Origin of the sequence: Streptomyces noursei, from assembly GCF_016917755.1 — a bacterium.
GTDB lineage: Bacteria > Actinomycetota > Actinomycetes > Streptomycetales > Streptomycetaceae > Streptomyces > Streptomyces yunnanensis.
In genome coordinates this window covers 9,843,158-9,857,535 of sequence record NZ_CP070326.1, presented here as the reverse complement: position 1 = coordinate 9,857,535, position 14,378 = coordinate 9,843,158, and the positions used below count along the sequence as shown (strand labels likewise).

Below are 14,378 nucleotides of genomic sequence, written 5' to 3'. Positions count from 1 at the left end.
CGCAGCGCCTCCTCGTCCGGCACCACCCGCGGCGGCAGGGCCGCCGCCGGGTCGTCCGGAAGGCACCCGAAAGAGCCCGTGCGTACCGCCATCCGGCGCAGCTCGCGGTGGAAGCGGACGTCTCCCGCGGCGATGTGCGGCACCCGGCGGTGCAGGAACCACGGGACGGTGATCAGCAGGCAGGCCGGCCAGGCGTAGCGGTGCAGCGCGAAGCCGGCGACCACGTCGGGCCGGGCGGAGCGCCCGTAGTCCCGGGTGATCCGGGCCGCCTCGTCGGCGAGGAAGCCGTCCAGCACCGGCCCGTCCGCGAACAGGGCGGACGCGTCCAGCCAGTCGTCCCCCTCGGGGGGCGTGGCGTCCCAGAGCGTCACCCGCAGGTCCGGGAAGACCTCGGCGAGCCGGGCGTAGGCGTCCGCCGCGGGGTGGGCGGCGGGGGCGACGGGCGCGGCAGCTGCGGCAGGAGGCATGCGGGGGACCACCGAATCGCGATCGTTGGCAGGTAAGCCTTACCTTATCCGAAATCCCTACCCGTGCCCGCTGAGGTGTGAACCGGTACTTCGGGCGCTTATGGTGCTATGGCCTGTCGCCCGGCGCCCGGCACGTCCGCCCGGCGGACGACGCGGGACGGCGACGGGCCCGAGACCCGATCGCCGGACGCCCGTCGTCCGCCCGGACCCAGCACGCCAGCAGGAGGAACGCCATGGAGCAGGGCACAGCGGAGCCGCAGCCGGACGCCCGGGTGCGGGCGCCCGGGCCCGGCCCCCTGCTGCCCCGGCCGCGCCGTCACTCGGTGCGCGCCAGGTCCTGGACGCCCTGCGCCAGGCGCTGGCCGCCGGCGAACTGCTCCCCGGCGAGGTCTACTCCGCGCCGGCCCTCGCCGAGCGCTACGGCGTCTCCGCGACCCCGGTCCGCGAGGCCATGCAGCAGCTCGCCACGGAGGGCGCCGTCGAGGTCGTGCCCACCGCGGCTTCCGGTCAGCGAGCGCAGCTCCCGCGACCTCGCCGAGCTCGCCGAGGTCCGCACCATGCGGGAGGTGCCCGCGATCCTCCGACTGGCCCGGGCGGTGCCGCCCGAGCGCTGGGAGGAGCTCCGCCCGCTGGCCGAGGACGGGGTGGCCGCCGCGGCCCGGGGCGACCGGGCCGGGTACGCCGACGCCGACCACGCCTTCCACCAGGGCCTGATGGCGCTCACCGGGGAACCGCCGGCTCACCCAGGTCACCGGCGACCTGCTGCGCCGTGCGCAGTGGTCGGCCGGCGGCGGTGCCCGGCTCCGCACGGCCGAGCTGCTGGCCGACGCCTCCGAGCACACCGCGCTGCTCGACGCGCTGATCGCCCAGGAGCACGCGGTCATCGAGCGGATCGCCCGGGAGCACCTGTCGGCGGCCCGGCACCCGCACTGAGACGGCGGGGCGCGGCGCGGACTCAGAGGGCCGGCAGCAGCTCCGCCAGCGGCAGCGCCGCGACATCGGCGGCGGGCCGGGAGACGTACAGCTCGGCGTGGTAGAAGCCGTCGGCCTCCTTGCCGCCGACGGTCAGTCCGCGGGCCGACAGCGCGTCCAGGGCGGCCCGTCGCTCGGCCTCGTCGGCGAACCGCCGCTGCCGGAACGACCGCGTGGTGAGCCGCTCGGTCACCAGCCCGGCCCGGGCCAGCAGCGCGGAGACCGGCCGGTACGACACCGTGCGCAGCACGAACGCGGCGACCCAGGGCGGCGCGGCGATGCAGTCGAAGAGCCGGGCGAAGGTGCGCGCGGTGATGTAGCCGACGCCGCCGGTGACGGTGATCAGGTCGGTGCCCTCCAGTGCCCGGCACAGCTCCGGGGCGGGCGCGTCGGCCTCCAGGTTCGCCGCGAAGCCCTGGTCGAGCAGGCCGGCCGCCACGGCGTAGCCGACCGCGCGCTCCGCCGCGTCGATGCCGGTGACCCGGGCCGCTCCGGGTCGCCGCAGGGCGGCGTAGAAGGCCCGGTCCTCCTGGGCCAGGCGGTCGCCCTCCGGTGCGTCGCGCCCGGCGTCGGCGTAGCGGTGGTAGAGGTCGTCGAGGGTCACCCGGTGGTTGAGCAGTGCCGCGTTGACCCCGTAGGAGCAGCACAGGTCCACGACGCGGAGCGGTCGGCCGTCGCCGCGGTGCTGCTGCAGGGCGTCGGCCAGCGCGCGGAAGATCGCCTGGCCGTGGTGCGGGATCTGGTAGGCGAGGGGTTGCAGCGTGCTGAAGTACCGGCGCGGATCAGGGCAGTTGTAGATCGACTCGAAATGCGCCTTGCCCCAGTCGATTCCGGTGCTGGTGTGGGTCACTCCTGCCACGGTGCGCCTCCTGACAGGCTTTGCCAAACGGAGCTGGTCCCGGACCAGCATCCAGGCCGCGCCGCCCGGTCGCAGTGCGACTTGTGGCCATTCTCGGGGCAGGTGGTGCGTGGCGCTACCGACCGGTCGGCGGACGGGCACCCGCCGCCAGCCCCCTCGGCCCGGCCGATCCGCCGCCGGCAGGGGTATGGATCCGGCCAATCGTCGCGGCGCGCGGCATGGCCGAGGTCGGGGGTTGACGACCGGGGTGCGCCCGCCGGGGCCGCTCCCGGGCGCCGGGAACCCCGGGCCTGTCCGATGGGTCGGGGTTCGGACGGGACCCCGCACGCTAGGCCGCGTCGGTCGGCTGCTCCGGCTCCTCCGGAGGGGCCGGGGGGAGCTGGTGCGCGAGCCAGGTGGGGACGCCGCCCATGAGGCGGAACAGGCGGGCGGCCTCGGTGCGCAGGCGGACCGCCTCGTCCTCCGGTGCGGCATCGGCCAGGGCCGCCAGCGCCGGTGCGGTGCCGACCAGGAAGCCCAGCTCCTCGCGGATCCGCAGGGACTCCGCGAAGCCGTGCCGGGCCTCCGCCAACTCCCCGTCGCGCAGGGCGAGTCCGGCCAGGTGGCGCCAGGTGAAGGAGAGCAGTAACGCATCGCCCTGGGCGGTGGCGCCGGCGTGTGCGCGGCGGTAGGCGGCGCGGGCGGCGTCCGGGCTGTCGGCGATGTGCTCGGCCATCAGGCCGCGGCGGAAGTCCAGCAGCGGGCGGCCGGCCGCACTCGGGGCGAGCAGCGCGGCGGCCCGGCCCAGCGCCGAACGTGCCTCGTCGGCCCGGTCGCGGACGCCCAACACCGTTGAGGTGTAGGCGAGTTGGCCGCGTTCGCAGGCCGCTCCGCCGCGCTCCTCGTCGTCGCCGGCGAGCGCCTCCGCGGTGCGCAGCGCGTCCTCGGCCTCGGCCCAGCCGGTGGCGGTGAACATGCAGCGTTCCACCAGGAGCGCGGCGCGGCGCAGTGCGGCGGGTGCCTGTCGGGCCGCGCGGGGTTCCAGGAGGGCGGCCGCGTCGGCCCAGCAGCCTCGGGAGCGCAGTCGCCACACGGCGCGGTCCAGGGGGTCGTCCCCCGCCGGGCCGGTCGCCGCCGGTGGGATTCCCGGTCGTGGTGCCGGGACCGGTGCCTGATCCGCGGACCTCATGGAATCCGCGGGATCCGCGGATCCGGACATGGCGGTATCCGCCACAGTGCCCTCCCCGAGCGCCATTGAGCGGGAACACAGGATGCTGTGGGCGCATCTCAGCACGAATCCCGTCGTCGGGCCAAGGGGGCGGGTGAAAGATTTCACAATCGCGCCAGGCGGTCGTGGTGGCCGATACGCGGCGGTTTGGCGGCGCCGCGGGGCGGAGCGTTCGCCCGGTGCGGCAACGGCGTCGACGCGATGCCGCCCGATCGGGGGAACCCCGGGACGGGGCGGGGTGACGGTCGCGCGGTGCGCGTCGGGCGGGTCGGTGCGCGCTCCGCACCGACCCGCCCGGCGTCGCCCGCCTGAAATGCCGTCAGCTCATCCGCAGGGCCAGGAAGAAGTCCAGCTTGTCCTCCAGGCGCGAGAGGTCACGGCCCGTCAGCTGCTCGATCCGGCCCACCCGGTAGCGCAGGGTGTTGACGTGCAGGTGGAGGCGGGTGGCGCAGCGTGTCCAGGAGCCGTCGCAGTCGAGGAACGCCTCTAGGGTGGGGATCAGCTCGGCCCGGTGGCGACGGTCGTAGTCCCGCAGCGGGTCCAGGAGCCGGGCGGTGAAGGCCCGGCGCACGTCGTCGGGGACGAACGGCAGCAGCAGGACGTGCGAGGCCAGTTCCTCGTGGCCGGCGGCGCAGACCCGGCCGGGGCGGGCGGCGGCGACCCGACGGGCGTGCCGGGCCTCCTCCAGGGCGCCGCGCAGTCCCTCGGCCGAGTGGACGGAGGCGCTGACGCCGATGGTGAGCCGGCCGTCGCCGTCCAGGCCGCGGCCGAGCGGCTCGTGGATGGCGCGCAGCAGGTGGTCGGCGTGCAGGCCGTCCGTGGTGGCGGCGTCGGCGGAGTCCTCCGGGACGGCGGGCAGCGGCACCAGCGCCACCGCCTCGTCGCCGGTGTGCGCCACCGCGATCCGGTCCGAGGGCTCGGGGCCGAACGTGCCGGGATCGACCAGCACCTCCTCCAACAGGCTCTGCGCCACCGGGCCGCCGGGGACGTCGCCGCCCTCCCACTCGACCCGGGCCACCACGATCTGCCAGTGCGGGGCGGCCCCCAGGCCGGGCAGCAGGACCGGGGCGGCCACCCGCAACCGGGCCGCGATCTCGGCCGGCGGGGCACCGGTCTGGACCAGCTCCAGGACCTCCTGCGCGAGCCGGCGGCGGACCGTGCGGGCGGCGTCCCGGCGGTCCCGTTCGACGGCGATCAGCTGGGTGACGCCGTGCAGCAGGTCCAGGCGCTCCTCGGACCAGTCGCCGGCGTCCGCCTCGACCGCCAGCAGCCAGTCGCTGAGCAGCGTCTGCCGCAGGTCGCGGCCCTCGTAGCGGATCGGGAAGAGCGAGTAGGTGGCCCCGTCCCACCCGTCGCCCGGCCGCCCCCCCTCACCGAGGCGCTGCGCGCCGCCCCTTTCGATCGTGATCCGGTGCGGGCCGCGGCGGCCGCTCCGGGCGGCGGCCAGGTGCTCGCCGGCCAGACGGGCGCCCAGCTCCGCGGGCAGCTCCGGCCCGGCGCCGGCCAGCGAGGAGCCGGCGATCTGCCGGCCGGTGGGGGAGAGCACCCAGGCCCGCAGGTCCAGGTCGGAGCCGAGCAGGTCCAGGACCACCTCGGGGCCGCCGCCGGCCGGCCCGGAGGTCATCAGCCGCCGGTGCCGGTCCACCACGGCGGCCAGGTCGCCGGCCCGTTCGCTGGAGACCTGCCGGACGACGTGCTCGGTGATCGAGGCGAAGGAGACCTTCTCGTCGACCGCGAACAGCGGCAGGCGGTGCCGGGCACACGCCTGGACGAGGTCGTCGGGGATGGCGCCCAGCTCCGCCTCGCCGGCGGCCAGCCCGGCGACGCCCGCGCCGGCCAGGATGCGGACGAACCGCTCGGAGTCCTCCGGTTCCCGGCGCCAGGCCAGGCCGGTGAGGACCAACTCGCCGCCGGAGAGGTAACGACTGGGATCCCGCAGGTCGGTGGTCATCACGCCACGGACGGTACGGTCCAGCTCATCCTCGCCCCCGAGGAGCTTCAGGCCCAGAGAATGTGTGTCCAGGAGTGCGCGGAGCCGCATGACCTCGCCCGCCGTTCTGTGCTGTCTCGTGTTGCCGGTGGAATGCCGCGAGGTTTTGATCCCTCGTCTTTCGTTCGAATCTACAAGACGGGCGGCGTGGCCAGCCAACCGCTTCATGGTTTCAGTGACTGCACCGGGTGGGTGCCGGGCGCGTTCACTAAGCCCAACCGCGTTAACAAGACATGAACAGCACCATGGCGACAGGGTCCGAAGGTCCCGACCAGGTGCAGCGAACGCCCCGATTTCGTAGAAGAGGCCAACCATGGACTTCCTTCGCCCCGCCAGCTGGGAGGAGGCGCTCGCCGCCAAGGCAGAGCACCCTACCGCTGTACCCATCGCGGGCGGTACGGACGTGATGGTCGAGATCAACTTCGACCACCGCCGCCCGGAGTACCTGCTCGACCTGAACCGGATCGGTGACCTGGGGGAGTGGGAGGTCGGGGAGAAGACCGTACGCCTGGGCGCCTCCGTCCCGTACACCAAGATCATGGAGCACCTGCGGGGCGAGCTGCCGGGCCTGGCCCTGGCCTCGCACACCGTGGCCTCCCCGCAGATCCGCAACCGCGGCGGCGTCGGCGGCAACCTCGGCACCGCCTCCCCGGCCGGTGACGCGCACCCGGCGCTGCTCTCCTCCGGCTGCGAGGTCGAGGTCGAGTCGGCCGCCCGCGGCGTGCGGATGATCCCGATCGACGAGTTCTACCTCGGCGTGAAGCGGAACGCCCTCCAGGCGGACGAGCTGATCCGCGCGGTGCACCTGCCCAAGGCCGACGGCCCGCAGCAGTTCTCCAAGGTCGGCACCCGCAACGCCATGGTCATCGCGGTGTGCGCCTTCGGCATCGCGCTGCACCCCGAGACCCGTACGGTCCGCACCGGCATCGGTTCGGCCGCACCCACCCCCGTGCGGGCGAAGGAGGCCGAGGCCTTCCTCGCCGCCGCGCTCGAAGAGGGCGGGTTCTGGGAGAACGGCAAGATCATCACCCCGTCGGTCGCCAAGCAGTTCGCGGACCTGTGCTCCGCCGCCTGCAACCCCATCGACGACGTGCGCGGCACCGCCTCGTACCGCCGTCACGCGGTCGGCATCATGGCCCGCCGCACGCTCGGCTGGGCCTGGGAGTCCTACCGCGGCCAGTCCGCCCGCACGGAGGGAGTCGCGTAATGCGCGTCAATTTCACGGTCAACGGCCGTAAGCAGGAAGCCGACGACGTGTGGGAGGGCGAGTCCCTGCTGTACGTGCTGCGCGAGCGGATGGGCCTTCCCGGTTCCAAGAACGCCTGTGAGCAGGGCGAGTGCGGTTCGTGCACCGTCCGCCTCGACGGCGTGCCGGTGTGTTCGTGCCTGGTGGCCGCAGGACAGGTAGAGGGCCGCGAGGTCGTCACCGTCGAGGGGCTCGCCGACTTCGCCAAGAACCGCTCCTGCGGCGGCCACGAGGGCGGCGCCTGCGGCACCTCCCTGCAGGAGGCCCAGGGCTGGTCCGCCAAGGGCACCGACTCGCAGACCGGCGAGGGCGGCATCTCCCCGCATGCGACGCTCGCGCCCATCCAGCAGGCGTTCATCGACGCCGGCGCCGTGCAGTGCGGCTTCTGCACGCCGGGTCTGCTGGTCGCCTCCGACGAGCTCCTGGAGCGCAACCCGAACCCGAGCGACGCGGACATCCGCGAGGCGCTGTCGGGCAACCTGTGCCGCTGCACCGGCTACGAGAAGATCATGGACGCGGTGCGCCTGGCCGCGGCCCGCCAGTCCGAGCCCGAGGGGGTCTGACGCCATGGCAGACACACGCACCACCGGTATTCCGTCCAAGGTCACGCAGGGGTCGCAGACCAAGGGCGGCATCGGCGAGTCCACGCTCCGTCCCGACGGCATCCTGAAGGTCACCGGCGAGTTCGCGTACTCGTCCGACATGTGGCACGAGGACATGCTGTGGGGCCAGATCCTGCGCTCCACCGTCGCGCACGCCGAGATCGTCTCGATCGACACCAGCGAGGCGCTCGCGACCTCCGGCGTCTACGCGGTCCTCACCTACGAGGACCTGCCGACCGAGGTCAAGAACTACGGCCTGGAGATCCAGGACACCCCGGTCCTGGCCCACGGCAAGGTCCGCCACCACGGCGAGCCCGTCGCCCTGGTCGCCGCCGACCACCCGGAGACCGCGCGCCGCGCCGCCGCGAAGATCAAGGTCGAGTACAAGGAGCTGCCGGTCATCACGGACGAGGCGTCCGCGACCGCTCCCGACGCCGTCCTCGTCCACGAGAACCGCGACGACCACCACAGCGGTCACGTCCCGCACCCGAACATCGTGCACCGCCAGCCGATCATCCGCGGCGACGTGGCCAAGGCCCGCGAGCGGGCCGACGTCATCGTCGAGGGCGAGTACACCTTCGGCATGCAGGACCAGGCGTTCCTCGGCCCGGAGTCCGGCCTCGCCGTGCCGTCCGAGGACGGCGGCGTCGACCTCTACGTCGCCACCCAGTGGCTGCACTCCGACCTCAAGCAGATCGCCCCGGTCCTCGGCCTGCCCGAGGACAAGGTGCGGATGACGCTCTCCGGCGTCGGCGGCGCGTTCGGCGGCCGCGAGGACCTGTCGATGCAGATCCACGCCTGCCTCCTGGCGCTGCGCACCGGCAAGCCGGTCAAGATCGTCTACAACCGGTTCGAGTCGTTCTTCGGCCACGTCCACCGCCACCCGGCGAAGCTCTACTACGAGCACGGCGCCACCAAGGACGGCAAGCTCACGCACATGAAGTGCAAGATCGTCCTGGACGGCGGCGCCTATGCGTCGGCCTCCCCGGCGGTCGTCGGCAACGCCTCCTCCCTCTCCGTCGGCCCGTACGTCATCGACGACGTCGACATCGAGGCCATCGCGCTCTACAGCAACAACCCGCCCTGCGGCGCCATGCGCGGCTTCGGCGCGGTCCAGGCGTGCTTCGCGTACGAGGCGCAGATGGACAAGCTGGCCGACAAACTGGGCATGGACCGCGTGGAGTTCCGCCGGCTCAACGCCATGGAGCAGGGCACGATCATGCCGACCGGCCAGCCGGTCGACTCCCCGGCCCCGGTCGCCGAACTGCTGCGCCGCATCAAGGCGATGCCGCTGCCGCCCGAGCGCCAGTGGGAGTCCAGCGAGGGCGCCGACGTCCGTCAGCTGCCCGGCGGTCTGTCCAACACCACGCACGGCGAGGGCGTCGTCCGCGGTGTCGGCTACGCGGTCGGCATCAAGAACGTCGGCTTCTCCGAGGGCTTCGACGACTACTCCACCGCCAAGGTGCGCATGGAGGTCATCGCCGGCGAGCCCGTCGCCACCGTGCACACGGCCATGGCGGAGGTCGGCCAGGGCGGTGTCACCGTCCACGCGCAGATCGCCCGCACCGAGCTCGGCGTCCACCAGGTGACGATCCACCCCGCCGACACCCAGGTGGGCTCGGCCGGTTCGACGTCCGCGTCGCGTCAGACGTACGTCACCGGCGGCGCCGTCAAGAACGCCTGCGAGCTGGTGCGCGAGAAGGTCCTGGAGATCGGCCGCCGCAAGATGGGCACGTACCACCCGGCGTGGGCGACCGCCGAACTCCTGCTGGAGGGCGGCAAGGTCGTCACCGACGGCGGCGAGGTCCTCGCGGACATCGTCGACGTGCTGGAGGACGAGGTGGTCGAGCTGGAGGAGGAGTGGCGCCACCGGCCCACCGAGGCGTTCGACCTGACGACCGGTCAGGGCAACGGCCACGTCCAGTACTCCTTCGCCGCGCACCGCGCGGTCGTCGAGGTGGACACCGAGCTGGGCCTGGTCAAGGTCATCGAGCTGGCCTGCGCCCAGGACGTCGGCAAGGCGCTCAACCCGCTCTCCGTCATCGGCCAGATCCAGGGCGGCACCACCCAGGGCCTGGGCGTGGCGGTGATGGAGGAGATCATCGTCGACCCCAAGACCGCGAAGGTGCGCAACCCCTCCTTCACGGACTATCTGATCCCCACCATCCTCGACACCCCGACCATCCCGGTCGATGTGCTCGAACTCGCCGACCAGCACGCCCCGTACGGGCTGCGCGGCATCGGCGAGGCCCCCACCCTGTCGTCCACCCCGGCCGTCCTCGCGGCGATCCGGAACGCGACCGGGCTGGAGCTCAACAAGACCCCGGTACGGCCCGAGCACCTGACGGGTTCGTAACGGAGAACCGCCTGGGGGCCGCCTCCCCAGGCCCCCGATCCTCCGGGCGGTGCGCGGCAAGGGGTGCCCCTGTCCGTCCTCCTTCGCGCACCGCCCGGAGTCTCCCCGCACCATCCCCAGGCTGACCTGCTCCAACTCGACGCAGGCAGTACCACGTTCGTCTCGGGCCGTCCCCCGGGTCGTGCAGCCGAATATCCATCCCAAATCTCGTCGCCTCGGCGAGGGCCCCTATGAACCTTGGGAGTAAGGCAACCATGACCCAACAGTCCACTGAGCCGAGGACCACGGCGGAAGACGCGGGCGACGGCTCGCGCCAGCCCGCCGGCCGTTCCTGGCTCGACCGGTACTTCCACATATCCGACAGAGGGTCGACGCTCGCGCGGGAGACGCGCGGCGGCATCACCACCTTCATGGCGATGTGTTACATCCTGCTGCTCAACCCCGTGATCCTGGGCTCCGTCCAGGACGTCCAGAAGCACGGCCTCGATCACTCCGCCCTGGTGACCGCCACGGCGCTGGGTGCGGCGGTCTGCACCCTGCTGATGGGCTTCGTCGGCAAGGTGCCGCTGGCCCTCGCCGCCGGCCTCAACGTCTCCGCCGCACTGACCACCCAGGTGGTCCCGCACATGACCTGGCCGCAGGCGATGGGCATGTGCGTGATGTACGGCGTCGTCATCTGCCTCCTGGTCGTCACCGGGCTGCGGGAGATGGTCATGAACGCCATCCCGCTCGCGCTCAAGCACGCGATCACCATGGGCATCGGCATGTTCGTCGCCCTGCTCGGTCTGGTGAAGGCCGGCTTCGTGGGCAAGGGGGCCGGCGGCCCGGTCACCCTCGGCAGCGACCTCTCGGGCCACCTGGTCGGCTGGCCGGTCCTGTTCTTCTGCATCACCCTCCTCCTGATCTTCATGCTCCAGGCCCGCAAGGTGCCCGGCGCCATCCTCATCGGCATCGTCGTCGGCTCCGCGCTGGCCATCGGCGCCACCAAGCTCGGCGGGCTGACGGCCAAGGACTGGGGCGGCACGCCCCCGACCCTGGACGGCAACGCGGTCTCCATGCCGGACTTCGGGCTCTTCGGGCACGTGGAGTTCGGCGGCTGGGGCTCCATCGGCGCACTCAGCGTGACCATGATCGTCTTCACCCTGGTGCTGGCCGGGTTCTTCGACGCGATGGCCACCATCATCGGTGTCGGCACCGAGGCCAAGCTCGCCGACGACAAGGGCCGGATGCCGGGCCTGTCCAAGGCGCTGTTCGTCGACGGCGCCGGCGGTGCGATCGGCGGTCTGACCGGCAGTTCGGGCCAGACCGTGTTCATCGAGTCGGCCAGCGGCGTCGGCGAGGGCGCCCGGACCGGCCTGTCGTCCGTCATCACCGGTCTGCTCTTCGCGGCCTGCCTCTTCTTCACCCCGGTCACCCAGCTCGTGCCCGCCCAGGTGGCCGCCGCCGCGCTGGTCGTCATCGGGTCGATGATGATGAGTGTGGCGGGGCATGTGGACTGGAGCGACCGGGCGACGTCGATCCCGGTGTTCCTCACCGTGGCTCTGATGCCGTTCACTTACCAGATCACCACCGGCGTCGGTGCCGGCGTCATCGCCTACACCGCCATCAAGGCGGCCCAGGGCAAATGGCGCGAGATCGGTGCCTTCATGTGGGTGCTGACCGGCGTCTTCCTCGTCTACTTCTCGCTCCATCCGATCGAGCAGTGGCTGGGCGTCAAGTAACGCCCGCCCTCCCCCGCTCTCAGCTACGTTCGAGCGGGGGGACCCCATCATCCGTAAGGAGACCGACATGCTGGATATCGCCGACGAGCTGAACCGGTGGGTCGAGCAGGGACGCACCTTCGCCGTGGCGACGGTCGTGGCGACCAACGGCAGTGCGCCCCGCCAGCCCGGCGCCGCGCTCGCCGTCGACAGCGACGGCACGGCGATCGGCTCGGTCTCCGGCGGATGCGTGGAGGGAGCGGTCTACGAGCTGTGCCAGGAGGCACTGCAGACCGGTCGGCCGGTCCTGGAGCGCTTCGGCTACAGCGATGAGGATGCCTTCGCGGTGGGTCTGACCTGCGGCGGAATCATCGACATCTTCATCGCTCCGGTACGGGCGAGCATCCCCGGCGCCGCCGATGGCGGCCCCGCGGGGAATCCGGTGGACAGCAACGCCGCGACGCTCGCCGCCGCGCTGACCGCCGCCTCCTCAGGGGAGGCGGCGGCGGTCGCGCGGATCATCAAGGGCCCGGACGACCTGCTCGGCCGTGCCCTCCTCGTCCGCCCCGACGGCAGCCACACCGGCACCCTCGGCGGACACCCGGCCCTGGACCGCACCGCCGTCGAGGAGACCCGCGCCCTGCTGGACGCCGGGCGGACCACGACGCTGGAGATCGGGGCCGGCCCCGCGTCCGAGGAGGAAGCGGGGGGCGAAGGCGGAGCGCAGCGCAGCGGTTCGCGGTGCGGCCAGCCGGTGCTCCTGCTCGTCGAGTCCTCGGTGCCCGCCCCGCGCATGATCGTCTTCGGGGCGATCGACTTCGCGTCCGCGCTGGTCAGGGTCGGCAAGTTCCTCAACTACCACGTCACCGTCTGCGACGCCCGCCCCGTCTTCGCCACCCGGACCCGCTTCCCGGACGCGGACGAGATCGTCGTCGACTGGCCGCACCGCTACCTCGACTCCCAGGAGCTCGACTCCCGCGCTGTGCTCTGCGTCCTCACCCATGACGCGAAGTTCGACATCCCGCTGCTGGAGCGGGCGCTCAGGCTCCCGGTCGCCTACGTCGGCGCGATGGGCTCCCGCCGCACCCACCTCGACCGCCAGCAGCGGCTGCGGGACGTCGGACTCACCGAGCTGGAGCTCAACCGGCTGCGCTCGCCCATAGGGTTGGACCTGGGCGCCCGCACGCCCGAGGAGACCGCGCTGTCCATCGCCGCCGAGATCGTCGCCAACCGCCGCGGCGGCACCGGCGCCCCGCTGACCGGCGCGCACACCCCCATCCACCACGATGCCCCCCGCTCGGTGGGGCGGATCGGCGAGGTTGCCTGACGTAACGTCAAGAGGCGGCGGTGTGGGGCCTGTTGACGCCCCGCCTACCATTCCCGGGCCTGTCGGGGCGGCGGGAGCCGCGGCGGCACCGCCGCACACGGGATGCACCAGACCTACGGGACCGGCGTACCTGACACCGCCGGTACCGCGGGAGGACGGGCGTGCCGTCCGTCACGGCACGGGCGTGGCGTGGGGGCCGTGCCCGTGCCGGATCGCCTCCGGATCCCGCCTGGGGCCCGGCGCGGCGCCCGGCGGCCCGGAGCGACGGCGCCGCGCCAGCGCGGTCACCCCCAGCGCCAGGGCCAGCAGCGCCAGTCCGGCCGGCACGGTCAGCCCCGCGTGATAGCCGGCGAGCGCGGCGCCCGGCGAGCCGCCGGCCCCGGTCGCCGCGACCGTCACCGCGGTCACCGCCGACAGCCCGAAGGCCGCACCGAACTGGAACGAGGTGTACAACAGGCCGCCGGCCAGGCCCTGTTCGGCGGGTTCGATCCCGTCCGTCGCCACGATCGTCAGCGGCCCGTAGACCAGGGCGAAGGCGACCCCTACCAGCAGCATGCTGGGGAACATCGCCGGGTACGGCCAGTCCGCGCCCACCGGCAGGAACAACGCATAGCCCAGCCCGGCGCACAGCAGGCCGGCGACGATCACCCGGGCGTGCCCGAACCGCCGCACCAGCCGCGGGGTGAGCACCGGCGCCAGCACCGCATCGGCGCCCATCGCCAGCATCGCGTAACTGGTCCGCTCGGCCGACCAGCCGCGCAGCTCCTGGAAGTAGAGCACCGCGACGAACTGGAAGCCGAAGAAGCCCGCGGTGAACAGCAGCCCCATCACGTTGGCCCGGACCAGCGGCCAGGAGCGCAGCAGGCCCAGGCGGACCAGCGGCGCGGCGGACCGCCGCTCGATCACCACGAACGCCGCCAGCAGCGCCACCCCCGCGGTGAGCACCGCCGCGGTGCGCAACACCGGTGCGTGCGCGGCCTGTTCGACGCCGAGGACGAGCAGCAGCACCGCGCCGGTCACGGTGAGCGCGCCGGCCAGGTCCACCGGCGGCCGGCCACCGGCGCGCACCGGGTCCCGCGGCACCAGGCGCAACCCGGCGATCAGCACCAGCAGCGCCGGCACCATCGGCGCGAAGAACACCCAGCGCCAGTCGACCGCGGTCAGCAGCCCGCCGGCGATCAGCCCGGCCGAGAAGCCGCCGCCGGAGGTCCCGGAGTAGATCAGCAGCGCCCGGTCCCGGCGCGGCCCGGCCGGGAAGCCGGTGGTGATGATCGACAGCCCGGCGGGCGCCATGAACGCCGCGCACATCCCGGTCACGAAGCGCGCCGCGATCAGCGTGGCGCCCTCGGTGGCCAGCCCGCCCAGCCCCGAGAAGACCGTGAACACCGCGAGCGGCACCAGGAACATCCGGCGCCGCCCGAACAGGTCGGCGGCCCGCCCGCCGAGCAGCATGAACCCGCCGTAGCCCAGCACGTACGCGCTCATCACCCACGTCAACGCGCCGGTGGACAGGCCCAGTTCGCCGCGGATCGGGGGCAGGGCGACATTCAGCATGCCGATGTCGATGCCCTCCAGGAAGATCGCCCCACACAGGACGAGCAGCAGCGGCCAGTTCGCCGCCGGGGACCGGGACATAGCGGTGCTCCTCACGT

Annotated in this window: 9 protein-coding genes and 2 pseudogenes; 6 read left to right on the top strand and 5 right to left on the bottom strand. The window is 73.2% G+C overall.

What is annotated here, in order from left to right; translation table 11 throughout:
• A pseudogene (locus tag JNO44_RS42825) lies at window positions 1–467 on the bottom strand (iron-sulfur protein); the annotation flags it as partial.
• A 233-nt stretch (window positions 468–700) separates the two neighbouring features.
• On the opposite strand from JNO44_RS42825, the pseudogene JNO44_RS42820 reads away from it, so the two are divergent.
• Window positions 701–1,400 (top strand): annotated as a pseudogene (locus JNO44_RS42820) (GntR family transcriptional regulator).
• Between the two features lie 22 nt (window positions 1,401–1,422).
• On the opposite strand, the gene JNO44_RS42815 reads toward JNO44_RS42820, so the two are convergent.
• The 3 genes from JNO44_RS42815 to JNO44_RS42805 form a co-directional block, all read right to left on the bottom strand.
• A complete protein-coding gene (locus JNO44_RS42815; RefSeq protein ID WP_338058588.1) occupies window positions 1,423–2,298 on the bottom strand; it encodes a hypothetical protein in 876 nt (291 codons plus the stop codon).
• 328 nt (window positions 2,299–2,626) lie between these two features.
• Window positions 2,627–3,511 carry a hypothetical protein gene (locus JNO44_RS42810; RefSeq protein WP_420882707.1) on the bottom strand — a complete coding sequence of 295 codons (885 nt, stop codon included), beginning with the start codon at window positions 3,509–3,511 and terminating at the stop codon, window positions 2,627–2,629.
• Window positions 3,512–3,824: 313 nt separating this feature from the next.
• Complete coding sequence (locus JNO44_RS42805) at window positions 3,825–5,546, bottom strand: PucR family transcriptional regulator (protein WP_205367431.1); 1,722 nt, start codon at window positions 5,544–5,546, stop codon at window positions 3,825–3,827.
• 262 nt (window positions 5,547–5,808) lie between these two features.
• Here JNO44_RS42805 and JNO44_RS42800 point away from each other — a divergent pair, with 262 nt between their 5' ends.
• The 5 genes from JNO44_RS42800 to JNO44_RS42780 all read left to right on the top strand — a co-directional run bounded on the left by JNO44_RS42800 (window position 5,809) and on the right by JNO44_RS42780 (window position 12,726).
• A complete protein-coding gene (locus tag JNO44_RS42800; RefSeq protein ID WP_073449470.1) occupies window positions 5,809–6,702 on the top strand; it encodes an FAD binding domain-containing protein in 894 nt (297 codons plus the stop codon).
• Window positions 6,702–7,304, top strand: a complete 603-nt coding sequence (locus JNO44_RS42795) for a (2Fe-2S)-binding protein (protein WP_205367430.1) — start codon at window positions 6,702–6,704, stop codon at window positions 7,302–7,304. The genes JNO44_RS42800 and JNO44_RS42795 overlap by 1 nt, the downstream gene beginning before the upstream one ends.
• Window positions 7,305–7,308: 4 nt before the next feature.
• The gene (locus tag JNO44_RS42790) at window positions 7,309–9,699 is read left to right on the top strand and encodes a xanthine dehydrogenase family protein molybdopterin-binding subunit (RefSeq protein WP_205367427.1); all 2,391 of its coding nucleotides are present in this window, start codon (window positions 7,309–7,311) and stop codon (window positions 9,697–9,699) included.
• A gap of 254 nt (window positions 9,700–9,953) precedes the next feature.
• Window positions 9,954–11,420: an NCS2 family permease gene (locus JNO44_RS42785; protein WP_205367428.1), complete on the top strand. Its 1,467-nt coding sequence runs from the start codon at window positions 9,954–9,956 to the stop codon at window positions 11,418–11,420.
• 67 nt (window positions 11,421–11,487) lie between these two features.
• A complete protein-coding gene (locus JNO44_RS42780; protein ID WP_205369296.1) occupies window positions 11,488–12,726 on the top strand; it encodes an XdhC family protein in 1,239 nt (412 codons plus the stop codon).
• A 171-nt stretch (window positions 12,727–12,897) separates the two neighbouring features.
• On the opposite strand, the gene JNO44_RS42775 is transcribed toward JNO44_RS42780, so the two are convergent.
• Complete coding sequence (locus JNO44_RS42775; protein WP_205369295.1) at window positions 12,898–14,361, bottom strand: MFS transporter; 1,464 nt, start codon at window positions 14,359–14,361, stop codon at window positions 12,898–12,900.
• Window positions 14,362–14,378: the final 17 nt, after the last annotated feature.